This window comes from Croceibacterium atlanticum, from assembly GCF_001008165.2.
Taxonomy (GTDB): domain Bacteria; phylum Pseudomonadota; class Alphaproteobacteria; order Sphingomonadales; family Sphingomonadaceae; genus Croceibacterium_C; species Croceibacterium_C atlanticum.
In genome coordinates, this window is the sequence record NZ_CP011452.2 from 2,080,812 (window position 1) to 2,101,914 (window position 21,103).

At 63.0% G+C, this 21,103-nt stretch carries 31 protein-coding genes and 1 tRNA gene; 8 read left to right on the forward strand and 24 right to left on the reverse strand.

Going from position 1 to position 21,103, the window contains the following annotated elements; all coding sequences use genetic code 11:
• Nucleotides 1–225: 225 nt before the first annotated feature.
• The 10 genes from WYH_RS09825 to WYH_RS09870 form a co-directional block, all read right to left on the reverse strand.
• A complete protein-coding gene (locus WYH_RS09825) occupies nucleotides 226–1,119 on the reverse strand; it encodes a replication initiator protein A (RefSeq protein WP_046903691.1) in 894 nt (297 codons plus the stop codon).
• A gap of 5 nt (nucleotides 1,120–1,124) precedes the next feature.
• Nucleotides 1,125–1,391, reverse strand: coding sequence for a helix-turn-helix transcriptional regulator (locus WYH_RS09830; RefSeq protein ID WP_046903692.1), 267 nt, complete (start codon nucleotides 1,389–1,391; stop codon nucleotides 1,125–1,127).
• A 119-nt stretch (nucleotides 1,392–1,510) separates the two neighbouring features.
• A complete protein-coding gene (locus WYH_RS09835; RefSeq protein ID WP_046903693.1) occupies nucleotides 1,511–2,287 on the reverse strand; it encodes a DUF2285 domain-containing protein in 777 nt (258 codons plus the stop codon).
• Nucleotides 2,288–2,449: 162 nt separating this feature from the next.
• Nucleotides 2,450–2,713: a DNA -binding domain-containing protein gene (locus tag WYH_RS09840; RefSeq protein ID WP_046905036.1), complete on the reverse strand. Its 264-nt coding sequence runs from the start codon at nucleotides 2,711–2,713 to the stop codon at nucleotides 2,450–2,452.
• Nucleotides 2,714–2,851: 138 nt separating this feature from the next.
• Nucleotides 2,852–3,103, reverse strand: a complete 252-nt coding sequence (locus tag WYH_RS09845) for a helix-turn-helix domain-containing protein (protein ID WP_046903694.1) — start codon at nucleotides 3,101–3,103, stop codon at nucleotides 2,852–2,854.
• A gap of 252 nt (nucleotides 3,104–3,355) precedes the next feature.
• The gene (locus WYH_RS09850) at nucleotides 3,356–4,201 is read right to left on the reverse strand and encodes a DUF932 domain-containing protein (RefSeq protein ID WP_046903695.1); all 846 of its coding nucleotides are present in this window, start codon (nucleotides 4,199–4,201) and stop codon (nucleotides 3,356–3,358) included.
• 253 nt (nucleotides 4,202–4,454) lie between these two features.
• A complete protein-coding gene (locus WYH_RS09855; RefSeq protein WP_046903696.1) occupies nucleotides 4,455–4,721 on the reverse strand; it encodes a DUF7662 domain-containing protein in 267 nt (88 codons plus the stop codon).
• 17 nt (nucleotides 4,722–4,738) lie between these two features.
• Nucleotides 4,739–5,182 carry a hypothetical protein gene (locus WYH_RS09860; protein ID WP_046903697.1) on the reverse strand — a complete coding sequence of 148 codons (444 nt, stop codon included), beginning with the start codon at nucleotides 5,180–5,182 and terminating at the stop codon, nucleotides 4,739–4,741.
• A 151-nt stretch (nucleotides 5,183–5,333) separates the two neighbouring features.
• Nucleotides 5,334–5,633 (reverse strand): DUF736 domain-containing protein, encoded by a 300-nt coding sequence (locus tag WYH_RS09865; RefSeq protein WP_046903698.1) that lies wholly within the window; start codon nucleotides 5,631–5,633, stop codon nucleotides 5,334–5,336.
• Between the two features lie 375 nt (nucleotides 5,634–6,008).
• A complete protein-coding gene (locus WYH_RS09870; RefSeq protein WP_046903699.1) occupies nucleotides 6,009–6,653 on the reverse strand; it encodes a cation efflux transmembrane domain-containing protein in 645 nt (214 codons plus the stop codon).
• Between the two features lie 68 nt (nucleotides 6,654–6,721).
• Between WYH_RS09870 and WYH_RS09875 the strand changes: the two genes are divergently transcribed.
• Nucleotides 6,722–7,138: a MerR family transcriptional regulator gene (locus WYH_RS09875; RefSeq protein ID WP_046903700.1), complete on the forward strand. Its 417-nt coding sequence runs from the start codon at nucleotides 6,722–6,724 to the stop codon at nucleotides 7,136–7,138.
• Entirely contained in the window at nucleotides 7,135–7,464 is a 330-nt protein-coding gene (locus WYH_RS09880) for a YnfA family protein (protein WP_046903701.1), read from the forward strand. The genes WYH_RS09875 and WYH_RS09880 overlap by 4 nt, the downstream gene beginning before the upstream one ends.
• A 138-nt stretch (nucleotides 7,465–7,602) precedes the next feature.
• Here the strand turns inward: WYH_RS09880 and WYH_RS09885 are convergent, their stop codons facing one another.
• Both WYH_RS09885 and WYH_RS09890 read right to left on the reverse strand, forming a co-directional pair.
• On the reverse strand, nucleotides 7,603–9,630 hold the full coding sequence (locus WYH_RS09885) for a ParB/RepB/Spo0J family partition protein (RefSeq protein ID WP_046903702.1): 2,028 nt from the start codon (nucleotides 9,628–9,630) through the stop codon (nucleotides 7,603–7,605).
• A 528-nt stretch (nucleotides 9,631–10,158) separates the two neighbouring features.
• Nucleotides 10,159–10,233: transfer RNA gene (locus tag WYH_RS09890), tRNA-Gly, on the reverse strand.
• 187 nt (nucleotides 10,234–10,420) lie between these two features.
• Here WYH_RS09890 and WYH_RS09895 point away from each other — a divergent pair.
• Nucleotides 10,421–11,335 carry a tetratricopeptide repeat protein gene (locus WYH_RS09895; protein WP_046903703.1) on the forward strand — a complete coding sequence of 305 codons (915 nt, stop codon included), beginning with the start codon at nucleotides 10,421–10,423 and terminating at the stop codon, nucleotides 11,333–11,335.
• Nucleotides 11,336–11,337: 2 nt separating this feature from the next.
• Nucleotides 11,338–11,952 (forward strand): LON peptidase substrate-binding domain-containing protein, encoded by a 615-nt coding sequence (locus tag WYH_RS09900; protein WP_046905037.1) that lies wholly within the window; start codon nucleotides 11,338–11,340, stop codon nucleotides 11,950–11,952.
• A 15-nt stretch (nucleotides 11,953–11,967) separates the two neighbouring features.
• Here WYH_RS09900 and WYH_RS09905 read toward each other — a convergent pair whose 3' ends face one another.
• The 5 genes from WYH_RS09905 to argB are packed head-to-tail and all read right to left on the reverse strand — an operon-like array spanning nucleotide 11,968 to nucleotide 15,053.
• Complete coding sequence (locus tag WYH_RS09905; RefSeq protein ID WP_046903704.1) at nucleotides 11,968–12,588, reverse strand: MarC family protein; 621 nt, start codon at nucleotides 12,586–12,588, stop codon at nucleotides 11,968–11,970.
• Entirely contained in the window at nucleotides 12,585–13,298 is a 714-nt protein-coding gene (locus WYH_RS09910) for a hypothetical protein (RefSeq protein WP_053833523.1), read from the reverse strand. The genes WYH_RS09905 and WYH_RS09910 overlap by 4 nt, the downstream gene beginning before the upstream one ends.
• Nucleotides 13,282–13,566, reverse strand: coding sequence for a YggT family protein (locus WYH_RS09915; RefSeq protein WP_046903705.1), 285 nt, complete (start codon nucleotides 13,564–13,566; stop codon nucleotides 13,282–13,284). Before WYH_RS09915 ends, WYH_RS09910 begins: the two co-directional genes overlap by 17 nt.
• Before the next feature lie 57 nt (nucleotides 13,567–13,623).
• Nucleotides 13,624–14,148 carry a hypothetical protein gene (locus WYH_RS09920; RefSeq protein WP_053833524.1) on the reverse strand — a complete coding sequence of 175 codons (525 nt, stop codon included), beginning with the start codon at nucleotides 14,146–14,148 and terminating at the stop codon, nucleotides 13,624–13,626.
• Nucleotides 14,148–15,053 (reverse strand): acetylglutamate kinase, encoded by a 906-nt coding sequence (gene argB, locus WYH_RS09925; protein ID WP_046903706.1) that lies wholly within the window; start codon nucleotides 15,051–15,053, stop codon nucleotides 14,148–14,150. The genes WYH_RS09920 and argB overlap by 1 nt, the downstream gene beginning before the upstream one ends.
• 127 nt (nucleotides 15,054–15,180) lie before the next feature.
• Here argB and ppk2 point away from each other — a divergent pair, with 127 nt between their 5' ends.
• Complete coding sequence (gene ppk2, locus WYH_RS09930) at nucleotides 15,181–15,957, forward strand: polyphosphate kinase 2 (RefSeq protein ID WP_046903707.1); 777 nt, start codon at nucleotides 15,181–15,183, stop codon at nucleotides 15,955–15,957.
• Nucleotides 15,958–16,147: 190 nt separating this feature from the next.
• Nucleotides 16,148–16,504 carry a hypothetical protein gene (locus WYH_RS17050; protein ID WP_046903708.1) on the forward strand — a complete coding sequence of 119 codons (357 nt, stop codon included), beginning with the start codon at nucleotides 16,148–16,150 and terminating at the stop codon, nucleotides 16,502–16,504.
• A 94-nt stretch (nucleotides 16,505–16,598) separates the two neighbouring features.
• On the opposite strand, the gene WYH_RS16855 is transcribed toward WYH_RS17050, so the two are convergent.
• Entirely contained in the window at nucleotides 16,599–16,748 is a 150-nt protein-coding gene (locus tag WYH_RS16855; protein ID WP_156320119.1) for a hypothetical protein, read from the reverse strand.
• Nucleotides 16,749–16,908: 160 nt separating this feature from the next.
• On the opposite strand from WYH_RS16855, the gene WYH_RS09940 reads away from it, so the two are divergent.
• Nucleotides 16,909–17,451 (forward strand): thermonuclease family protein, encoded by a 543-nt coding sequence (locus WYH_RS09940; RefSeq protein WP_053833526.1) that lies wholly within the window; start codon nucleotides 16,909–16,911, stop codon nucleotides 17,449–17,451.
• A gap of 75 nt (nucleotides 17,452–17,526) precedes the next feature.
• A complete protein-coding gene (locus WYH_RS09945; protein ID WP_156320120.1) occupies nucleotides 17,527–18,069 on the forward strand; it encodes a thermonuclease family protein in 543 nt (180 codons plus the stop codon).
• 9 nt (nucleotides 18,070–18,078) lie between these two features.
• On the opposite strand, the gene WYH_RS17385 is transcribed toward WYH_RS09945, so the two are convergent.
• The 6 genes from WYH_RS17385 to WYH_RS09970 all read right to left on the reverse strand — a co-directional run bounded on the left by WYH_RS17385 (nucleotide 18,079) and on the right by WYH_RS09970 (nucleotide 20,991).
• Nucleotides 18,079–18,165 (reverse strand): excalibur calcium-binding domain-containing protein, encoded by an 87-nt coding sequence (locus WYH_RS17385; protein WP_082347941.1) that lies wholly within the window; start codon nucleotides 18,163–18,165, stop codon nucleotides 18,079–18,081.
• On the reverse strand, nucleotides 18,162–19,220 hold the full coding sequence (locus WYH_RS09950) for a ribonucleotide-diphosphate reductase subunit beta (protein ID WP_046903709.1): 1,059 nt from the start codon (nucleotides 19,218–19,220) through the stop codon (nucleotides 18,162–18,164). Before WYH_RS09950 ends, WYH_RS17385 begins: the two co-directional genes overlap by 4 nt.
• Before the next feature lie 166 nt (nucleotides 19,221–19,386).
• Nucleotides 19,387–19,701, reverse strand: coding sequence for a hypothetical protein (locus WYH_RS09955; protein WP_156320121.1), 315 nt, complete (start codon nucleotides 19,699–19,701; stop codon nucleotides 19,387–19,389).
• Nucleotides 19,702–19,765: 64 nt separating this feature from the next.
• Entirely contained in the window at nucleotides 19,766–20,158 is a 393-nt protein-coding gene (locus tag WYH_RS09960) for a PepSY domain-containing protein (protein ID WP_046903711.1), read from the reverse strand.
• Between the two features lie 126 nt (nucleotides 20,159–20,284).
• Nucleotides 20,285–20,554, reverse strand: a complete 270-nt coding sequence (locus tag WYH_RS09965) for a hypothetical protein (RefSeq protein ID WP_046903712.1) — start codon at nucleotides 20,552–20,554, stop codon at nucleotides 20,285–20,287.
• 83 nt (nucleotides 20,555–20,637) lie between these two features.
• Nucleotides 20,638–20,991: a hypothetical protein gene (locus tag WYH_RS09970; protein WP_328700719.1), complete on the reverse strand. Its 354-nt coding sequence runs from the start codon at nucleotides 20,989–20,991 to the stop codon at nucleotides 20,638–20,640.
• Nucleotides 20,992–21,103: the final 112 nt, after the last annotated feature.

Below are 21,103 nucleotides of genomic sequence, written 5' to 3' on the forward strand. Positions count from 1 at the left end.
GTGAGCCACCGTCGAGCAGACGCCTTGCCGGCGACGCAGCGCGCGATCTGTCCACAGCGGCGAGTTGCGTTAGCAAGAATCCGAAGGATTCGATTCTATTAGCACTGTTAGAAGGGGTGCGATTCTGCGAGGATTTCTGCGGCCTCGCGGGCCACTCGTGTTCCCGATAGTCCGAGGATCCCGTTCCTGATGGTCCGAGTCCGGGCGTTCCCGATAGTCCGAACCTCATGACCGGTTATCCACAGCGTCGAAGCCCATACGGCGCATGGCAGCATCGAGCGGATCGACAGGGATCGGCGCGAAGTTCAGCCGATCGCGGCCAAGTGCATGTTCGAGTCTGAGGACGTAGCCAGGCAGCGGCTGGCGGGCGACGATCCCGCGCAGCTCGAAAGCGAAGCGGCGCAGCGGCGAAAGTACGCCGGACTTCTTGTGAAGGTGGGGAATGTCGAAGCTCCACCCGCCTTCCTGCCTCCCGCCATGCTTGCGCACGATGCGGTAAAGCCAGCGCTCCAATCCGCCAGTCAGATCGAAATAGGCCCGGTCTATCGTCAGCACGAGCGCGCGGTCGAGCACACCAGCATAGAACCAGTCCGGCAGGATCAACTCGATCCCGAGCGCCCGGCCCTGGCCGTCCGCTAGTTCACGCCATTCGTTGATCCACGAGAAGCGATGACGGCGACGCTGATGCTCCTGCCGGATCGACGTTGCGACAGTGGTGGATTGCAGCCGGTCGAGCGCAGCCTTGAGCCGTTCGTAGCTTGCCTTGCCGGTGCCGCGCCGGGTGAACGCCAATATCTCGTGCGGCGTCGTTATCATGAGACGCGAAGTGGGCCGGCCGGCATCGCGCGCCTCGATGAGCTGGCTTGCCGCCCAGATCAGCACGTCGGCATCCCAAATGGTCGCCATGCCATGTTCGGGCACGGCCTCGACCGATATCCGGGTCTTGCCCATATTGAAGTCGATCGGCGCAATGCGCCTGCTCTTGGCGAGGCTGAAGAACGGCCAGGCCATGAGATCCTGCGCATCGCGTGGCGCGAGATCGCCGGGGACCGAACGGAACAGTTCCAGCTGCGTCCGTTCGGCGCCGCAGCGGCCGGAAGGAGGCTTTGCAACGCCCATGGGTCTCAGCGGCGCACGCAATCAGTGGGCAGGCGCTTGGCCGGATGGACGACACCTTTGCCGGGATCGGAAGTCGAACGGCGGGTGCCGAGTGCGGCCCAGGCGTCGAGGTCTTCGATGGCATAGACGATACGGCCGCCGAGCTTGCGAAAAACCGGCCCGGTTCCATAGCAGCGATGCTTTTCGAGCGTCCGGGCCGAAAGGCCGAGATGGACCGCCGCATCGGGCGTCTTGAGATAGCGTGGCGTGGTGGCGGCTGCCGGTTCGCTCATGATGATCCTCCAGATGATAGCCGGACCCGATGAGCGGGACCGGCGGACAGGAGGCGATGATGGCGAACCGGATGCGCGTCGGAGAAGAGACAGAAGTCAGGGTGCCGGAAATGTCCCCCTCAACCGCCGCGCAGCAGACGAATATAGCCACCGTCGCGCAGTTCGACGGCGTCCTTTATCCAGCGAGAAATGCGCTTGCGCTCGCGGCTGCCGTTCCAGTCGGCAGCGCTGTAATCGCGCACATCGCGATCAATCAGCGCCGCCGCGAGTTCCCGGCGGGTGGCACCGGCATCATGCCCGTCGAGCACCTGCAACAAGGTGAGCAAATGATGCCGCCGGAACTGTGTTGGCCGTAGTGGCGGTGGCCCGACCGCCATGCCGAGCAGGCGGCGACAGAAGCGCTCGGCGGATGCGAGGCGAACCAGTGGGTCGGTCTCGAACGGCAGCATCATGGCCAGCGGACGGCCAAACGAACCAGCGACCCAGAGGTGCTCATCGCCATCCTTGTCGGCGAGAATGAAATGGCGGAAATCGCCGATGGTGATGCAAGCGCGAATGTCCCCCAGCGACTTCGGGTCAAGCCGCTCGGCGGCAATCCCCGAGAGCGCCGGAGCCAGAACTATTTCGGTCGGCGAAAGACTCGGCCGCGCGACCGCCAGCTTCGCATCGAAAGCGGCGGACGGGTCCGTATGGAAGCTGATCCCCCATCGCAGCACCAAGGCGGCGGTGGCGTCGTCGGATTTGACCGCTCCACGCTTCACCCTGCCGATAGCGCGGCGATATTCGGTACGATAACGGGCGTTGCGACTGAGATAGCCCATCGCAATGTCCGAATATTGCAGCGTCTCGTCCCTGGCTTCCTCCGGGGGCGTGCGCCAGTCCCTCTCAGGCGGCATCGAACCTCTCCCAAGCGTGGCTCTCTTTTGGAGCGCAGCGGAAGATGTTCTCAGCCGAGCAGCTGGGCAGAAGCCCTGTCGAGCGCGCGGGCGCATAGCCGTTTCAAGTCAGCGGTCTGGCTACGTTGGCTGCCAGTTTGGCTCCGCAGTCCCATCCCGGCCTTAGGATTCGGGAGGGCGCAGATAATGGCGATAGCCGGTTTCGGTCATCCAGCGCGCACGCGCGAGATGGGAGTCATGCACCAGGCGCGCGCGCTCGGGTTCGGCCTCTGGGTCGATCCCAAATATGATCGCGGCGGCCTCGCGCCAATCGGCATTTTCCGCTGCGGCATCGAGCAGCCGCCAATAGGTGTGGTGATGGCGTTCGTCATAGTCGGTGACATGCGCCGCATCGGGCGCGCGGTCTTCGAAAGCGGGTATCGTCATCGCTTCGCTCCGCATTCAGCCATTGTTCTGGCGCGTGGCGTCTCGGGGCACATACACCATTACGACGCGGAGCAATTGTCCCGCGCCTGCTATAGCGGTCGGAGAAAATGCGGATAAATGCTGGCGCCTTGCATGGCGCTATTCGTTCGGTTCGCTCTGGGCTTCGCTCACGAGAAGCACTCCTTGTCCCCTGTCCGAATCGAGGACAACGATCCCTGCGCTTTCCAGCGCCTTGACCACCTGATGGCGTGTAACGTCGCGCACGGACAGGTTGTTCTCCGATTCCAGGCGCTTGAGCGCAGTGAGCGCAACAAGGGCCTTGTCTGCTAGCATCTCCTGTGTCCAACCCAGAAGCGCACGAGCGGCCCGCACTTGGCGGGAAGTGATCATGCACGATCACCTCCACAACCTACGCGTTGTTCGCTACGTAAACGACTATTATAGTCGCTTTCGGTGAATGGAAATAGTCAAATCGCGAGCCGGGCTATGGCCCGGCGAGCACGCATATTCGACCGGCCCCGCGGACCTGCCGGGACGCGCGGCCGGATCAGCACAGGGCCTGCGAAACGTAAAATCGTAGTTCCGTAACTGTGCAAATACAGAAAACTGTGGAGCCGGGTTTCCGGCTCCACGGGATTGCGGTCAGCCCGCCTTGAGGCGCTGCATCCCTTCGGCCAGGGTCCAGAGCGCCCGGTTGAGCGTGACATTCTGGTCGATGCCGTTAATCGCGCGGGTCGTGCTGCGGCGGATACGGCCTCGCGCATTGCGCTTGCGGCCTGACAGACCGCCGCGAACGACATTTTCCTGAATGACGTTGAAAGTCGTCCAGAGACTGCGGCCCCGGTCCTCGTGGCGGCGCGGCTCGATGATCTGTTCGGGGCGCAGCGGACTTTCGTCCTCGCCATAGCGGGCGACAAGGCTGGCTTCGGCGAGCACGCGCTGCTCATCTTCGCCAAGCTGGATTTCCTTCATACCTTCACTGGCATCGATCAGCCGGGGGAAGTCCTCGGCCACAGTGTAAACACCTTCGATGATGTCATGCTGGATATTGCCCTTGTGGGGAACGCGCACTTCTTCGAACCGCTCGCCCGCAATCATGGAATTGGTGCAGACAAAACGCAGCATCCCGGCGAACATCTGGTAGGCACTGGTCCCGTCATGGCTGTTGACGATGATAACTTCGGCGGCTTCGGGCTTGCCGATGCCTTCATCGCGGCGCAGGCGAAGCATATGCTTGGCGTGGCCGTGGCGGCTTCCGTCGCGCGGCACCGACTGGACGGCGAAGAACGGGAACCATCCTTCCCGGCGCAACCCCTCCACAATGTCGATTGTGGGTACGTAGACATAGCGGTCCGAACGGCTGTCATGCGCTTCGCTGGCAAAGATCGAGGGGACGTGGCTGTAAAGCGCCTCGTTATCGAGCGGCTCGCGCCCGCTGATCTGATGGGCATTGCGACCGAACCGGGTGGCGAGGGTGTGATAGCTCATGGTCAAATCCTTCCTTGGGTTTCCGCGCAGCGGGAAGCGCCGCGCTGAAACCCTGCCCGTCGGCGAGACTGGGGTAGCAACGGACAAGGGCGGCCGGGCCGGAGGGGGATCGCCCGGCCTGCACGCAATGGAATGGAGGAAGGCCGGGGACACCGGCCAGGACGGCGAAGCTTCCCTTGACCGGCGCGAGGGCGAAGCCCTTAGCCATCATGGCGCGGCGTCAGCCGCGCCCGCAAAGGTCATCCCACGCTGGTCAGAGCGTGGGCCGTTTCTTGAAATAGACCGTCTCGGCCTTGGGTTCGGCAATCGCCTCGAACCCGGCATCGAGCCAGGCCCGGCGATGCGGCGCATGAGCGTCGGCGCGCCCGTTCGCGCACCACCATTCGGGCTCAGCCGCGCCGCGTGGCAGCAGGCCGCCGATAATGTCCTCGATATGCGCGAAGCGCAGTTCGACGCCTTCGGCATCGTTGCGGCGGCGCCAGCGCCTCAGGAACGTGCCTAGAGCATCATATTTACCCATCCCGCCGTATCCGCCCCTCAGCTCATAACGGGCGGAACGGTTTGGGTGGCAATCATGCGCCGAGGAACATCGCCGGTGTCATGAACAAGGGTGAGGCCCATCATGATCCGTGTCGAGCAGATGGCACAATCGAGAGCCGAGGCGGCGCCTTCGGCGCAGTCGATGCAGGCGCGGCGCGGCTTCGATCCATCGATCAAGCCAAGCAGCAGATGCTCATCGCCCGACAGTGCCGCGGCTTCACCGATAGCGACCGGACGACCGAGTGCGTCTTCGCATAGGTGCATCAGGCTATCGAACACGGGGGCAAGCATCTCGCAATTCTGGGAAGCGAGAATCTTGTAGAGACGGGGCTGGACCGATTGACCTGTATCGCGCGCATTGCGCCAGCACCGTGCCGCCTCGACAAGCAATGAACGATGCGCGGCATCGTCGAGGCTTGGCGGAGGGAAATGGCGGGTCATCGATCTGTCCTTTCTGCGCTATCCCCTCATGCCGCTTATTGCGATTCACTCGCAAGTGTTAGCTGGCGATGGCGATGACCGCAAGACGAAAGCCGGTCATCCATCCGATGATGGATGCGCCCCGCCCGAAAGGGTGGGGCGCTGGTGGCCGTCAGCGCGACCAAATGAGGACGTATTCGCCGGCGGTGTCGGTCTCGGAAAGTGTGGCATAGACGGGAGCCAGGAAGCTCGGATCGTCCAGCTTGACCGAGATATAGTCGCGGCCTTCGCGACTGGTCTTCTTCCAGGCCGCGCCGATGTCGAGATCGCCGGTACTGACGCGGAAGTCGGGGGACTTCTCGCCGTCCTTGTCGACGGGGCGGAGAATTGTCTGGGTGTTGAGAGTGAGCGTCCTGATATTGCCGACCAGTTCGCCGTTGTCGTTGGCGGTGAAGGTGCCGATGGTGGCCATGTCGTAAGTCCTTTCGTGTTGCTCGGACCACGCCCATCGCGGCCTCGATGGCGGTTCAAGGGACCGGAGCGATCGGCGGCGCATCCCAAAGGGACCGCAGCGAAGCGGAGGATGGTGGCAAGCCGCTTTTTTGTTTCGCGATGCAAAGCCGTCAGGCGGCGGAAAAAAGCGGCGTACCCGTCATTGCGGCATAGCCGATCGGGCGAAGCTGCCTCCGGTCAGACCAGCCATGAGAGAGGCCGTGTGGGTGTGGTTCTGACGGCAGGGAACAGAGAATGCAGGTGTGCGATCGGAATCCCTAAGCCACAGATGCAGGTGTTTCGGCACCTGCCGAACAGAACGCTCTCCATACCACACAAGGGCAAATTGAGCGCCTCAGGTGGCCGCGCGTGCCCTACTTCCCGAAAGTCCCCGCAATTCAGACCGCGCCTGCCGGACGATCTGCCAGCCGCCGCTGACACCAAGACTGGCGAGGATCATGGCAACGGCGATATCGGGCCAGGCGGTACCCGTGCCGAACACGCCGAGCGCGGCGGCGACCACGGCCACATTGCCGATCGCGTCATTGCGCGAGCAGATCCATACCGACCTGCGGTTGGCGTCGCCCTCGCGGTGCCGCCACAGCATGATCGCGCAAGCAAGATTGGCGATGAACGCCAGCACGCCGATAATGCCCATCGTCTCAGCTCGGGGAAGTGTGCCTGCAATCGCCATCCATGCGGTGCTGCCGAGAATCCACAGACCGAGCAGGAGCAGCGAGGCGCCCTTGAGCCATGCGGCCCGCGCGCGCCATTGCAGTGCCATGCCGGCAACGCCGAGGCTGATCGCATAGTTGGCGGCATCCCCGAGAAAGTCGAGCGCGTCGGCCTTGAGCGATGCCGAATGCGCCGCAACCCCCGCCACCATCTCGACACCGAACATTCCGGCATTAATGGCAAGCACGATCCACAGCACCCGCCGCCATGCCTTGTCCTCGGTCGGTGCAGTCGTTTCACAACCGCCGCAGCATCCGCCTGCCATATCCGTTACCTCGATTCTTCCGATGCGACCGCCTATATGCACCCTGTAGCAACTACAGGGTCAAGGGCATGGCATTCACGATCGGCGAACTGGGCAAGGCGACGGGCACCAAGGTCGAAACGATCCGCTATTACGAGCGGATCGGATTGCTGGCGAAGCCTGAACGAACTTCGGGCAATTACCGCTCCTATGGGAAGGCGGAACTGGGCCGGCTCTCATTCATTCGCCGGGCACGCGATCTCGGCTTCCCGCTCGACCAGGTGCGGGCGTTGCTGTCACTGTCGGATGATCGGTCACGCGATTGCGCCACGGTCGATGCCTTGGCCCGCGATCACCTTGCCGAGGTCGAGCGCAAGATCGCCGATCTGACTGCGCTTCGTAGCGAGCTGTCGGCATTACTCGACTCCTGCAAGGGCGGCACGGTCGGGGATTGCCGGATCATCGAGGCGCTCGCACCGCCTGCCACTTCAGGAGAGACCCTGTGAACCTCACACCGTTCGCCTATCTCGGCGCAGCCTTGGCCGAGATCGCAGGATGCTTCTCCTTCTGGGCATGGCTGCGGCTCGGCAAGTCACCATTCTGGCTTGTCCCGGGCATGATCTCGCTCGCCTTGTTCGCGTGGTTGCTAACCCTGGTCGACAGCGATGCGGCGGGACGTACCTATGCTGCCTATGGCGGCGTCTATATTGCTGCCTCACTGGGCTGGCTGTGGGCGATTGAAGGGCTGCGCCCCGATCGATGGGATATTACCGGTGCCTCCGTCTGTCTTGTTGGAGCGGCCATTATCCTGCTTGGTCCCCGTTCGATTTGAACTGCCGAGCCGGGTAAATTCTCAGCGGCGTCGATCCGACGCATAACAATACGGCCGCGCCCGATGGGGCGCGGCCGCAATTTTCAGCAGGTGTCAAATGAAGGCCGGGACCGCTCAGGCGGCCCCGGCTTCATGCCGCTATTCGGCGGCGACGGCGTAGAAGTCTTCGCCGTCCTCGGCTTGCGCTTCGGGAGCCTCGGCCTCTGATGGCTGCTCCGCTTCCGTGTCCGGCGTCCGCAGGATCGCAGGCAACCATCCGGTCCCGGCCAGAAGCTGCTCGGCGGACTGCGCCATGTCGGCTTTCTTCATGTCCACGATCCGGCGCGCGGCATCCTCCGATACGCCTTCGGTCACGGCCTCGACGATATGCGCCTTGGTGACACGGCCAAGATAGCTGCCCACGGTGGGCGTCCAGTCCTTCGCCATGTCGAGCGCCAGCGCACTCGCCAGCCTGTCGGCGGTTTGCAGCGACCGGGGCTTGCGATCCCACGGCAGATGCAGCGCATTGACGGTGCAGGCCACACAATGCGCCAGCAGCGCCATCCGGTCCTCATCGTCCAGAGCGAATATGAAGGTCCACAGTTCCGCCACATCACGGGGCATCCGTTCGGCCCATGCCTCATGCGCCGCGTTTGCCTTGGCTGCCAGCGGCGTATCCTCGATCCCGTCCGCATGACTGCCCAGCGGCGTCACGGTCGGACGGACCTCAAGGCAACCGGCCTCGGCAAAGCTGTAGAACAGTTGCGAAGTCAGCGTATGGGTTATAGCGATCAACGCCATGTCGGGCCACTCGCCAAGCGCCACGCGAAGGGCAAGGGTCCGGTGCGCGGACAGGTCGCGGGTCAGAGCATCGGAAATCGGCTTGCCGACTTCGTCGTCTTCGATGTCCTGCTCACCTTCATCGCTATCGTCGGTCTGTTCATCCTCGACAGTATCAGGTGCAGCATCTTCGCTTTCACCTTCGGGCTGCGGATCGGCCAGCACCTCATCCTCGGCACGAACGAAACCGCGCTCGATCCTGACCGTGCCATCATGGTTGAGCACCACGAGCACACCGCCATGCGCGATCAGTTTAGCATCATAGGCATGACGCTTGTCGGAAATCGCATCGATCTCCGCATCCAGCGCCTCGACCTTGGCCGCCACGTCCTCCGGCATTTCGTCATAGGAGTCGAAATTCTCGACAAGCTGGTCATACTGGGCTGACGCCGCTTCCAACCGCTTTTCGTCCTCGTCGGACAGGGCAACGGCTTCGGGATAGAAACGCCGCATGCCGTGGGCATGGGGATAGTCGATATGCGCCTCGACCCATTTCCAGCCCTCGGCCTGCACTTCGGCAGCAACCTCGCGCAGCTTCTCGATAGCCAGCATATCGAGCAAACCCGCATCCTCGAAATAGCCGCCGCCTTCGTCGGCAAACAGGTCGCGGATGATGGTGCCGCCCGCTTCTTCATAAGCTGCCTCGCCCACGAAGATCGCGCGGCGATCATGGCCGGGAACATTGGCGGCGGTCAGATCGCGCCGAATGATCCATGGCTCGCGGTTATGATGCAGGCTCTCGAACACCTGCTCCTGTCGGTCGTGGTCCCCGGTAATGGCAAAGGCCATCAACTGATCCAGCGTCAGCCCATCCTCGCGGTAGACCTGCAACAGCTTCGGAGACACAGCACCAAGGCGCAGCCGCTGCTTCACGACATGGGCGGACACGCCGAACCGCGCGCCGATTTCCTGCGCGCCCCAACCCTTGGTTTCGGAAAGCTCGCGGAACCGCTCGAACTGGTCGGCGGGGTGCATGGGGGTGCGGGTGACATTCTCGTCCAGACTGATCTCGGACGGATCGTTCTCGGTGTCGAGCCAGCAGCGCACCGGGTCGGACTTCTTCATCTTCCTGCGCTTGGCGCACAGCAGCATCGCCTGCCTGCGACCTTCGCCAGCGGTGACGAAATAGAAGCCGGTCGGCGTTCCATCGTCCTTTACTGCGGGTTCCACGACAAGGTTCTGGATCAGCCCCTTGTGCGCGATGGATGCGGCCAGCGCCTCGATGGCGCTTTCCCCGTGCGGCACCTTGCGCGCATTGCGCGGGGACTTCTTGAGCTTGTTCAGGGGCACGAAAATCTCGACGCCAGACACAGGCTCGGCAGCGGTGGTTTCGGTAACAGCGTTCATCACACTTCTCCTTCAACACACACTCACCCCGGAATGGGGTGGGCGGCGAAGGAGCGACCGGCTGGTTCGCTGTCAGAGCCGGGGCGCACCCGGAGGGCTGAAACGAAGAGGAAGTAAGCGCAAAGCGCGTTGCGCCCCGGCGCGGCGAACCTAAAGGGAAGCGTCGCCCACCCCACCGACGGGGAGAGATACAAACAACGCGATCGGGTCGGCGCAGCCCTGGACCGATCTCCGCATCCAGAGGACGACGCGAATTCGCAGATGCGGATTTACGACATGACGTGAAACGTCGCTCGCGTCAGGGATTGAAGCCGCATGGCGGAGACAGGCAACGCTTGGCTCCGGTGCAAACCGAAAGCCCGGCCCAAAGGGCGACGCCGCCGCAATCTTCGCTATTCGACGCCAGAACCAACCTGATTTTGCCGATTTTCTGGAGACAATGTGGAGACAACAGCCCTCGCAACCGGCTTTGTCTCCAGCGAAAGGGAATGCGCCGTGGCGCTAATTCGCTGATTTGTCATGGAAAACTGGAGCGGGCGAAGGGATTCGAACCCTCGACCCCAACCTTGGCAAGGTTGTGCTCTACCCCTGAGCTACGCCCGCTCACTTGGCGCCCCCGGAACTTGCCGCTCCGGGTGGGGAGGCGCGCAACTATCACCGGGTTTGCCGACCTGCAAGAGGAAAAAACTCATTCCCGTCACAACGTGCACATGCCCTTCACAAATCCGCCTGAAGGTCCACATTGTGCGAATCCAAATCGCGACAGACAGGAGACCTCCCCTTGGCTAGCATGGGCCTTAATATCGATGAGCAGAAGGCAGTCGAACGGTTCCGCAAGGACGTGGTCGATCCCTCGCGCGACAAGCTCGTCATCCTCGATTTCTGGGCCGAATGGTGTGGACCGTGCAAGGCGTTGACGCCGGTGCTGGAAAAGGTCGCCGCAGAATATGCCGATAAGGGCGTGCTGCTGGCCAAGCTGAATGTGGACGAGGAACAATTCATCGCCGCCCAGTTCCAGGTGCGGTCGATTCCCACTGTCTATGCGATTTTCCAGGGCCAGCCGGTGGCGGATCTGACCCCGGCCCGCACCGAATCACAATTGAAGCAGATGCTGGACCAATTGCTGGAAAAACTGCCGATCAAGGCAGGTGCCGGCGATGAAGGCGCTTCGCAACAGCCCGATCTGGAACAGCTGGTCGGCATGGGCGAACAATTGCTGGCCGAAGGCGATGCCGAACGGGCCGCATCGGTTTTCATGCAGATCGCACAGATGGCGCCGGACGATCCCGGCGTGCAGTCCGGCCTGATTCGCGCATTGCTGGCTGCCGGCCACAAGGAAGAAGCGCAGGCCGCGTTCGATGCCCTGCCGGAAGATCTGAAAGCCGATCCCGTGGTGGCCCAGGCAGGCAGCGCGCTGGAACTGGCGGGAAGCGATGTCGATGACAGCGAATTGCAGGCCCTGCGCGCCGCCGCGGCAGAACGTCCGGCCGATATGCAGGCCCAGTTCGATTTCGCCCAGGCTGCCTTTGCCGCAGGTTCGCGCGATGAAGCGGCGGACACGCTGCTGAAGATGATCGAAATCGATCCGGCATGGAATGAAGGCGCGGCCAAGGCCAAGCTGTTGCAGATCTTCGAAGCGGTCGGGCTGGAAGATGCCTGGGTGGCATCCCAGAGGCGGCGCCTTTCGCTGTTGCTGTTCGGTTGATCGTGGCCAGTTCGCGGCTCTCTATCTTTCCATTGTCCGGGGCGATCCTGTTCCCGGGCCTGCAATTGCCGCTCCATATATTCGAGCCGCGTTACCGGGCCCTTGTGGGGGATGCGCTGGCGCGCGACCGGCGGATCGCGATGATCCAGCCGCAGGGCCCGGAAGAAGATGCCCCCCTGTTCCAGATCGGCTGCGTCGGCCGAATCGAGGATGTGGAGGCTCTGGAAGATGGCCGGTATAATATCGTCCTCGAAGGGGAATCGCGCTTCCGCCTTAAGCGGGAACTGGATGTGAAGACGCCCTTCCGCCAGATCGAGGCGGAATTGCTGGCCGATCCGAAACATGAAACGCTGAGCCTGGCCGAACGCGCCGGTTTTGAACAGGAAGCCCGCATCTTCGCCGATATGCAGGGTTATTCGATCGATTGGGATTCGGTCGAACGGCTGGACGATACATCGCTGATCAACGGCGTCAGCCAGATCGCGCCATTCGATTCCGCGTCCAAGCAGGCATTGCTGGAAGCGCCCAATCTGGCCGAACGCTGCGAATTGCTGATCCAGCTGATGCAGTTTTTCGGCCGCGGCGATCCGGACGAGGAACGGGTGACGCTGCAATAGGGACGGGCGGCTGCCTTACAGGAAGCTGCCCTTCACCCCGTCGATCACGAACTGGATCGCCAGCGCCGCCAGCAACACGCCCAGCAGGCGCGTGATCACTGCCTCCACATCATTGCCGAACAGCCGCATCAGCGGTGTGGCCGCGATGAGGGCGCCCAGGGTCAGCAGCATGACCGCACCCAGCGCGCCGAGAATGACCAGGGTCTCTTCCGTGCCCTGCGCCCGCGCCATCAGCAGCATGATGGATGCGATCGCGCCCGGCCCGGCCAGCATCGGCATGGCCATGGGGAAAACGGACACGTCCTCTATCTCGGGCGTGGCACGAATCTTCTCGGCCCGTTCCTCGCGCCGCTGGGTCCGCTTTTCAAAGACCATTTCCAGCGCGATCAGGAACAGCATGATACCGCCGGCGATGCGGAAGGAATCCAGCTGGATATGCAAGGCGCCCAGCAATTGTTCCCCGAACAGGGCGAAGCACAGCAGGATGACCGAAGCGATCGATGTGGCCCGAATGGCCATGTTGCGTTGCTGGCGCGGGGTCGCCTCGCTCACCAGCCCGGCATAGATCGGCGCGCAACCCGGCGGGTCGATCACCAGGAACAGGGTGACGAAGGCGGAAAGGAAGATTTCGATCATAGCCCGATCCGTCCCCTGCCCAGCGACAGGTCAGCAGGCGCCATTTCGGAACCGTCCCACTGCCATACGCGGATCTGCGGACGGCCGGCATCGTCCAGCCCTGCGATCCAGTAGAGCGTGCCGTCATCCGACCGGCCGCTTTCTTCCGGCGCAGCAGGCGCCGCCGGTGCCGGGCCCGGCGCGCCGCCACAGCGGGCAATGTCGGATCCGATCATGTCGCGCGCAGGCAGCGGCTGTTCGAGGGATCCGCTCAGATCCGCGAGAAAGCGATATTCGCCGCGCCGGTCATCCCGGACCCGCTTCCACACGGTGGAATACCAGCCATGCGTATCGCCCGGCCCTTCCCAAGCCCCCCGTGTGACCGCCACGGTCCCGTCGCAGCTGGACCAGACGCGGTGGGGATGCCAGCTGATCGACTGCGCCGGATCGGCACGGCCTTTCAGCCATTCCTGCGCCAGCACCTTTTCCGGAACGAACATATGCGCCCCGTCCGCCGCATAATCGGCAAAGGCGGTCCACTGCCCTTCTTCCCGCGCCATGCGGGAAAAGGCCAGTTCGGTCGCGACCACCCGGCTGGGATCGGCCCGCGCCGGAATGCGTGGCCCGTCGCGCCGCTGCGGCCCTGCGGCGCACGCGGCCAGCGCCGCGCAGGCAAGCAGCGCGAACGCGGCGCGCCAACCGCGCAGGACAGGATCAGATACGGAAGGCAATGTCAGACAATATGCGCATGAGTATCTGCAGCCCGATTATCAGCACGAGCGGCGAAAAATCGATCGCCCCCGTATCGGGCAGGATCTTGCGGATCGGCCGCAACAGCGGATCCATCAACGCATTGATGGAGGAATAGACCTGCATCAGGAACTGGTTGCTCGGGCTGACGACATTGAAGGAAAAGAGCAACCCGATCACGAACTGGACGATGATCAGGACGACAATCGCCTGCACGATAATGCCGAGAATGCTGACAAGGGTAATCAAGACGTACTTCCTCTCGCTACGTGCAATCTGCTGCCTAGCCCAGCGGGTGGAGGCGCATCAAGCGTCCGGAGATCCGGCCGCCCGTTCAAGCGGTTCGATGAACGTGCTGGAACGCAGCGTCCAGCGCAATTGCTGCGGCGTGGCACCGGGCACATCGTTCACCCGGCGCAGCACCAGCTGGCCCGCGCTTTCGGGCATTGAAGGATCGGCGGCATCGGTCAGAACGCCGTCAATCGTGCAATAGAGCGAACCCGCCGCGCCTTCCGTCATCGGTTCGGCCATGGTGAATTGCGGTTCCGCATAATCGGAAAAGCGCGCCTCCAGCAGCCGATCATCTATTTCGGGGCCGGCCCAGACCAGCGCCGCATCGCGGAAACGCCCCGCGCTGACCGCATCGAGATAGAAATTCGCCACCACCGCGCAATCCCGGTCGGACAGCGCCAGGAGATGATCCGGATCGGCCGGTTGCGGAGACGCTGCGGGCGCGGCTTCGGCAGGCTCCGCCGTTTTGTCCGCCTGCCCCGAATTGCCGGAACAGGCGGCAAGCAGGGCAAAGGCGGGCAGCAGTGCCGGCGCCCGCATCAATCGCCCCCGGCGCGAACCAGCGTACCCGCCCCGCGGGAGGTGAAGAATTCCAGCAGCATGGCGTGCGGCACGCGGCCATCCAGAACCACTGCCGCTTCGCACCCGGCCTCAACCGCTTTCACGCAGGTTTCCAGCTTGGGAATCATGCCGCCGCTGATCGTGCCGTCTTCACGCAATTTGGCGATATCGGCGGGTGTCAGGTCCGTCAGCAAGCTGCCCTGCTTGTCCAGCACGCCGGATACATCCGTCAGCAGGAACAGGCGTGCGGCACCAAGCGCGGCGGCAATGGCGCCCGCCATCGTATCGGCATTGATATTATAGGTATGGCCATCCCTGCCCGCGCCAATCGGGGCCACGATCGGAATCATGCCCGCCTTGCTCGCGGTTTCCAGAATGGTGGTGTCCACCTCTTCCGGTTCGCCGACAAAGCCCAGGTCGATCGCCTGTTCGATCTGGCTGTCGGGATCCTTGGTCGTGCGCGCGACCTTGCTGGCGGTGACCAGCCCGGCATCCTTGCCCGAAATGCCCAGAGCCTTGCCCCCGGCCTGCGCGATCCAGCCGACCAGTTCCTTGTTGATCGCGCCGGACAGCACCATTTCGGCCACTTCGGCGGTCGCCTTGTCCGTAACGCGCAAACCGTCGATGAATTGCGATTCGACGCCCAGCTTCTTCAGCATGGCACCGATCTGCGGCCCGCCGCCATGCACCACCACCGGGTTGATGCCGACTGCCTTGAGCAGCACGATATCTTCGGCAAAATCGCGCGCGGCCTTGGGATCGCCCATGGCGTGGCCGCCATATTTCACGACGAAACTACGCCCGGCATAGCGTTGAAAATAGGGGAGCGCCTCGATCAGCGTCTCCGCCTTGGCGAGCATTTGCTTGTCCTGCGAGGCGGTCATGGCCTGCGCCTTAGCCGCTCCCCCGCACGCTGCAAAGCCAGTCCTGCGCCGGAAATACGCATTGCCCGTTCCGCCATGCCTTCCGCTGGTGTAGCCAGGACAGCCGCACCTCGGGGGAAAGAGCACGATGAAGCGCAAGAAATACGAGGAATTGCTCGAACCTCTGGAGCATGAGCTGGTGGCCATGGCCCGCTGGGCAAAAACCAGGGGCGAACGCATCTGCGTTCTGTTCGAAGGGCGCGACACGGCCGGCAAGGGCGGCACGATCAAGGCGATTTCTGAACGCATCAATCCAAGGCAATGCCGCACGGTCGCCCTGCCCAGGCCGGGCGAGGTGGAAGCCGGCCAATGGTATTTCCAGCGTTACGTCCAGCACCTGCCCGCCGCCGGCGAAATCGTGCTGTTTGACCGCAGCTGGTACAACCGCGCCGGAGTGGAACGGGTGATGGGCTTTGCCAGCGATGCCGAAGTCACCGCCTTCCTGCACCAGGCGCCGATTTTCGAAAGGCTGCTGGTGGATGACGGGATCCGCTTGTTCAAATACTGGCTAAGCTGCGATCAGGAACATCAGGAAGAACGCTTCGCGGAACGTCTGGAAGATCCGCTGAAACGCTGGAAGCTATCCCCCGTCGATGCAGCAGCGCGGAGCCGTTATCAGGACTATACCGCCGCGAGGGAGGCGATGTTCGCGGCAACGCACACACCGCATGCGCCCTGGACCGTGGTCGACTTCAACGACCAGAAGCATGGCAGGCTGACCCTGATCCGCGATCTGCTGGATCGCCTGCCCGATACGGTGGTGCCGGAACAGGAAATCGACTGGCCGGACCTGCCGCACAAGCCGCTGACGGAAGAATTCCGGATGCTGGAACCGATTCGCCCCTATCTGCTGCCCGATGAATAGAGGCGGGCGGGCGACGGGCTGAAACGGCCCGCGCGGCCCAAAGGTTAACGGCAGCTAAACCCCCGATGAACCGGGGCTTTTTCTGCTCCTTTTGCCTTATCCGGCGCGCCGCTGGTCGCAATCCCAATCGCCAATCTGGCGGGCCGCACGTTTGTGTTTGCGGATGCAGAACAGTTCAAGGAACCCGCAAATGCACAAGCTCCGTTTCATTGCCCCATCGCTGGCCGCCATGTTGCTGGCCGGCGCTTCCGCCGCATCGGCGCAGGAAGTGCCCCCGCCTCCCCCGTCGCAGGATCCGCTGCCCCCGCCTCCGGGACCGCCCGCACCGCCCAGTGACGATCCCTTGCCGCCGCCCCCGCCGGAGGATGCAGCACCCGCCACGCCGGGCGACGTGCAGAACGTGGACCCGGACGAAGTGCCGCCCCCGGCAGATGATGATTGGGTGGAAGACCAGCCGGATCTCGATGACGAGGATTTCCTGCCGGAAACGCCGGATTCCGAAATGCCCGAGGAACCGGATTCAGTGGATGACCCGCTGAACAACTGAAAATGAAGGCCTCGTCCTTCAGGTCGCGAAAGGGCGGCGGGCATCGACCCGCCGCCCTTTTCAATTCGGTTCAGGTTTCAAGGACGGAACTGATTCAGCCCGCGTCCTGATCGCCTTCCACGATCTTGCGCAGCACGCGCAGCCGTTCCCGCTCCTCCTTCATGTCGCGTTCCGGATGGGCTTCTATCCGCTCCACAAGAGTGCGAATTTCGCGGCGGCGATCTTCATTCGTGACTTCTTCCATGGGTTCCTCCTATCCAGATCTATCCCGATCTGATCAACGCGCGGGCACCGCACCCGGTTCCGGCCCGGGGCCTGTTTTCAAATCCCTGACGGAATCCTTCCGCCCAATCAGGAATCGCCCTGAATTGCGCCCTATAGCCGTCTGCGTCATCTGACCGGCCATGCCAGAACAAACGATCGACGATGCAACCTATCGCCGCGGGTATCGCCGCCGCAACAATGTGTGGCGCGAATTGTCCTGGTTCCTGCCCGCATTGATAGCTGTCCCGCTGGCGGCCGCATCGGTCGCCACATTGGGCCTCAGCCCGCCCAAGAGCCAAGCCCGGCCCGTCGTGGAAACGGGCGACATTGAAAGCGCGCAATTCGCCGCCTGCACCAATCGGATGCAGACCAATTGCGTGATTGACGGGGACACGCTCTATTATCGCGGGCAGGCCATCCGCATCGCCGATATAAACGCACCTGAAGCCGGCCGCTCCACCTGCGCAAAGGAGGCGCGTATCGGCAGCCAGGCGGCCGCGCGATTGCAGGATCTGCTGAATGCGGCGCCCTTCAGCCTGCATCGCAATCCCGATGGCCCGAACGAGGACCGCTATGGCCGCCTGCTGCGCACCATCACCCGCGACGGGCAGAGCATAGGCCAGATATTGGTGGCCGAAGGACTGGCCGAAAACCCGGAAAACTTCCGCCGCGGCTGGTGCTGACCTGTCTAGGGCGGGGCAGATCTTGATCGCCGCCGCTTAACGCTTCGGTGACGGAATTGGGGTGACAATGCCGCCATGCCGCGCAAACCCTTCAAGGCCGTGCCGCTTCGCCCGCAAAAAGGGCGGCGGTTTGCTGCGCGCAGGCCAGCGCAGAAGGGAAATGCCCGCTGGTTTCTTCCGCTGATGATCGCTCTTCCGCTGGCGACCTTTACCGTTGTGTTCCTGTGGGATGCCCCTCTTCCCTCCCGCGCCCATGTGCCGATGGACAGGGACAGCGCGAGTTTCGAGCCGTGCAGCGGTACAGTCCGCACCACCTGCGTCGTGGATGGGGATACGTTCTGGTATCGCGGAAAGAAGATCCGCATCGCGGACATCAATACGCCTGAAACCAGCCAGCCCGATTGTGCGCGAGAGGCGCGGCTGGGCGCGCAGGCGACGGAGCGGCTTACCCAATTGCTCAATCGCGGCCCCTTCACGCTGGAGACGGCAGGCAATGACCGGGACCGTTATGGCCGCCTGCTGCGCGTGGTCACGCGTGAAGGGCGGAGCCTTGGCGATATTCTGGTGGAAGAAGGGCTGGCCGAACCCTGGAAGGGTTATCGCGGCGATTGGTGCTAGGCGCGCCGTTCAACGCCCCCGCCACGGTTCGCAGGCCACCCCGTCGCCATCCCGGTCCAAGCCGGGGCGATAACCGCGCTCCCCCCGCTGGATCACTCCGCCGCCTGGACGCCCTCGCCGTCGCCGAACAGGCCGGGGCCGTCTTCAACGGTCTCTTCCTCATTCGCGGCCTTGGCCTTGTTGCGCTTGTCGAAGCTGGCCCAGACGTCGTTCCAGTTGCCGCGGGTTGCCGCCTTGGAATATTCGGTCGCGCGGGTTTCGAAGAAGTTGGCGTGTTCCACACCGTTGAGCAGCGGGGTGAGCCAGGGCAACGGGTGATCGTCCACCATGTAGATCGGCTGCAGGCCCAGCTGGCCCAGCCGCCAATCCGCGATGTAGCGGATATATTTCTTGATCTCCTTCGCCGTCATGCCCGGAACCGGGCCCTGTTCGAAGGCGAGATCGATGAAGGCATCTTCCAGCCGCACCGTTTTCTGGCAGCAATCGATGATGTCTTCCTTCACCGCCTTGGTCAGGCAATCGCGTTCCTGCGTGAAGGCGTGGAACAGGCGGGTAATGCCTTCGCAATGCAGCGATTCGTCACGCACGGACCAGCTGACGATCTGCCCCATGCCCTTCATCTTGTTGAAGCGCGGGAAGTTCATCAGCATGGCGAAGCTGGCGAAAAGCTGCATCCCTTCGGTGAAGCCGCCGAACATGGCCAGGGTGCGGGCGATATCTTCATCCGAATCGACACCGAAGAGCTGCATGTAATCATGCTTGGCCTTCATCTCCTCATATTCGAGGAACATGCCATATTCGCTTTCGGGCATGCCGATCGTGTCGAGCAAGTGGGAATAGGCGGCGATATGGATGGTTTCCATATTGCTGAACGCCGCCAGCATCATCTTCACCTCGGTCGGCTTGAACACGCGGCCATATTTTTCGTGGTAGCAATCCTGCACTTCCACGTCCGCCTGGGTGAAGAAGCGAAAGATCTGCGTGAGCAGGTTCCGTTCATGATCGGTCAGCTTCTGCGCCCAGTCGCGGCAGTCTTCCCCAAGGGGGACTTCTTCCGGCATCCAGTGCACTTGCTGCTGCCGCTTCCAGAACTCGTAAGCCCAGGGATATTCAAAGGGCTTGTAGGTCTTGCGGGCTTCGAGCAGCGACATGTTGTGGCCTCCGGGGGTGTTCGCGTGAGGTTCCAACATAGGGAATCATGCCCGGGAATCGAAGGCAAGAACTTATGATTCGGCGGGGATAAAACGGTTTTTCATCACGCGCGGATATTCAGGCCCGGCCGCCTCCCACAGGACGGAACCGCCAGTCAGCCGCTTTTCAGCGATCGCTGCGCAATATGCCCATGCGCCGCAGCAGTTCCATGCCCGCCAGCGCCAGCAACAGGGGCGTGGTCCACAGCCAGGTCATCAATGCAGCTTCCACCCAGCCGCGATTATCGGCCAGTTGCCCGCTGCACATATAGATTTCCACCAGCCCGTGGGGCGTGCAGGTGGAAGGCCAGATGGCCTGCGAATAGAGGTAAAGGCCGAGCGCGACCCAGCCCGCCTGCGCCAGGTAAAGCGCGAAATACCGGCTCACGCCGATATCGGCATGTCCGAACTGGCTGGTGATTTTCCTGCCTCTTGCGCTCATGCCCATATGCATAGGGCAGGAGAGTAAATGAATTGCTAGCAACGATTTTCTGGCCGCGCGCCGCTCATTTCCAGAACATGCCACCCTTCAGCTTCCGTTTGCGGCGGTTGGCCCACATCTGCAGGTAAAGCCACAGGCCCGATATCGCGAAAAAGATCAGCGCCAGGCCGGACATTACCGATATGGCCGTGCCGATCGGCCCGAATGACTCGCCCGAATGGAGATGGTGGAACAGGCCGACCATTGAACGGATGCCGCCCGTATCGGCACGCGGCGGGCTGCACCGCCAGCCTTCCGGACAGACGAAGCCTTCCGGCGGAGTGGCGGCCATGGCGGCGGCCGGATCCGGCTCCCCCGCGGGCCACAGCACGGCCAACTGGCTCAGCACGCCGGTGGCCGCGATCCAGAGCATGAATATGCCGAAAAAGACCGACAGCCAGCGATGCCATTTGCGCATGGGAAACTCCTGATCCGAAACTATCGAATACAGGTTGCACGGTGGAACTGACACCGCCCTGTCTCAAGTCAAATTCTGTCGCAAATTGTGATCCTGCACGAAAGGGGATGCGTAGCCCGGTCCGGATCAGGGCTGCGTATCGACCACCATCGGCGCATCGTCACTCATCGCCCAGGACCAGATGGCGATACTGCCGATCCAGCCGATATTGAACGCGACCAGCGCCACCACCACCGCGCGGCGGGATGCCCGGCGCGGGCCGGGCCCCGGCTCTATGATCCCGGTGGACCGGAACAGCCGCGCCACCGCGCGGGCATTCACCAGCAGCCAGATCCCGGCCACGGCAGTCATCATTATGGCCAGGGCGAGCAATATCTGCGGAACGTAAAGCGGCATGGCGGCACACTCCTCTGAATGGCCCCGCCTCCCCGTGTCTTACCTTTGCAACGTGACAATCCGCCCCGATGTTCCGGAAAGGGTCAGTCCCCCCGCCTCGACCGCGATGAAAACCACGACCCGCCGCCAAGCACGGTCACGCCGAGAAAGAAGCCGAAATCATACCAGCCGCCATTATTGGGCACGGCATAGACGGCGATGTCCGCATTGAAGAGCGAACCGATCCAGGCGAAGGGAAAGATGAACCCGTGCCACAGGCCCCACAGGAAGCCGGGCGTTTCGGGCGCGGTGCTGACGGCATCCGGCGCCTGCGCGGCGCAAGCGGTGAGGAGGAGGAAAGCCAGCGGCAATCCCAGGCGCAAACCCCTCCCCCACCGGGAGAGACTGAAGCCCGCGCCGCCCTGCGGCGTGGGTGGTTGAGGGATGTTCCGGCTCATGATTGCGCTCCGCCCTTGTCTGGACAATCTGACCCGGTTTGCGCGGCAATGGAAGCCATTACGCCGCCCACCTCGATCATCCCTGCGCGCCTGCGGCGCTCCCTCCCTCTCC

Excerpts from the sequence above, each read along its gene's own strand:
- WYH_RS09825 (WP_046903691.1), bottom strand. The coding sequence starts at position 1,119 with ATGGGCGTTGCAAAGCCTCCTTCCGGCCGCTGCGGCGCCGAACGGACG.
- WYH_RS09830 (WP_046903692.1), bottom strand. The coding sequence starts at position 1,391 with ATGAGCGAACCGGCAGCCGCCACCACGCCACGCTATCTCAAGACGCCC.
- WYH_RS09835 (WP_046903693.1), bottom strand. The coding sequence starts at position 2,287 with ATGCCGCCTGAGAGGGACTGGCGCACGCCCCCGGAGGAAGCCAGGGAC.
- WYH_RS09840 (WP_046905036.1), bottom strand. The coding sequence starts at position 2,713 with ATGACGATACCCGCTTTCGAAGACCGCGCGCCCGATGCGGCGCATGTC.
- WYH_RS09845 (WP_046903694.1), bottom strand. The coding sequence starts at position 3,103 with ATGATCACTTCCCGCCAAGTGCGGGCCGCTCGTGCGCTTCTGGGTTGG.
- WYH_RS09850 (WP_046903695.1), bottom strand. The coding sequence starts at position 4,201 with ATGAGCTATCACACCCTCGCCACCCGGTTCGGTCGCAATGCCCATCAG.
- WYH_RS09855 (WP_046903696.1), bottom strand. The coding sequence starts at position 4,721 with ATGGGTAAATATGATGCTCTAGGCACGTTCCTGAGGCGCTGGCGCCGC.
- WYH_RS09860 (WP_046903697.1), bottom strand. The coding sequence starts at position 5,182 with ATGACCCGCCATTTCCCTCCGCCAAGCCTCGACGATGCCGCGCATCGT.
- WYH_RS09865 (WP_046903698.1), bottom strand. The coding sequence starts at position 5,633 with ATGGCCACCATCGGCACCTTCACCGCCAACGACAACGGCGAACTGGTC.
- WYH_RS09870 (WP_046903699.1), bottom strand. The coding sequence starts at position 6,653 with ATGGCAGGCGGATGCTGCGGCGGTTGTGAAACGACTGCACCGACCGAG.
- WYH_RS09875 (WP_046903700.1), top strand. The coding sequence starts at position 6,722 with ATGGCATTCACGATCGGCGAACTGGGCAAGGCGACGGGCACCAAGGTC.
- WYH_RS09885 (WP_046903702.1), bottom strand. The coding sequence starts at position 9,630 with ATGAACGCTGTTACCGAAACCACCGCTGCCGAGCCTGTGTCTGGCGTC.
- WYH_RS09895 (WP_046903703.1), top strand. The coding sequence starts at position 10,421 with ATGGGCCTTAATATCGATGAGCAGAAGGCAGTCGAACGGTTCCGCAAG.
- WYH_RS09905 (WP_046903704.1), bottom strand. The coding sequence starts at position 12,588 with ATGATCGAAATCTTCCTTTCCGCCTTCGTCACCCTGTTCCTGGTGATC.
- WYH_RS09920 (WP_053833524.1), bottom strand. The coding sequence starts at position 14,148 with ATGCGGGCGCCGGCACTGCTGCCCGCCTTTGCCCTGCTTGCCGCCTGT.
- argB (WP_046903706.1), bottom strand. The coding sequence starts at position 15,053 with ATGACCGCCTCGCAGGACAAGCAAATGCTCGCCAAGGCGGAGACGCTG.
- ppk2 (WP_046903707.1), top strand. The coding sequence starts at position 15,181 with ATGAAGCGCAAGAAATACGAGGAATTGCTCGAACCTCTGGAGCATGAG.
- WYH_RS17050 (WP_046903708.1), top strand. The coding sequence starts at position 16,148 with ATGCACAAGCTCCGTTTCATTGCCCCATCGCTGGCCGCCATGTTGCTG.
- WYH_RS16855 (WP_156320119.1), bottom strand. The coding sequence starts at position 16,748 with ATGGAAGAAGTCACGAATGAAGATCGCCGCCGCGAAATTCGCACTCTT.
- WYH_RS09940 (WP_053833526.1), top strand. The coding sequence starts at position 16,909 with ATGCCAGAACAAACGATCGACGATGCAACCTATCGCCGCGGGTATCGC.
- WYH_RS09945 (WP_156320120.1), top strand. The coding sequence starts at position 17,527 with ATGCCGCGCAAACCCTTCAAGGCCGTGCCGCTTCGCCCGCAAAAAGGG.
- WYH_RS09950 (WP_046903709.1), bottom strand. The coding sequence starts at position 19,220 with ATGTCGCTGCTCGAAGCCCGCAAGACCTACAAGCCCTTTGAATATCCC.
- WYH_RS09955 (WP_156320121.1), bottom strand. The coding sequence starts at position 19,701 with ATGAGCGCAAGAGGCAGGAAAATCACCAGCCAGTTCGGACATGCCGAT.
- WYH_RS09960 (WP_046903711.1), bottom strand. The coding sequence starts at position 20,158 with ATGCGCAAATGGCATCGCTGGCTGTCGGTCTTTTTCGGCATATTCATG.
- WYH_RS09965 (WP_046903712.1), bottom strand. The coding sequence starts at position 20,554 with ATGCCGCTTTACGTTCCGCAGATATTGCTCGCCCTGGCCATAATGATG.
- WYH_RS09970 (WP_328700719.1), bottom strand. The coding sequence starts at position 20,991 with ATGAGCCGGAACATCCCTCAACCACCCACGCCGCAGGGCGGCGCGGGC.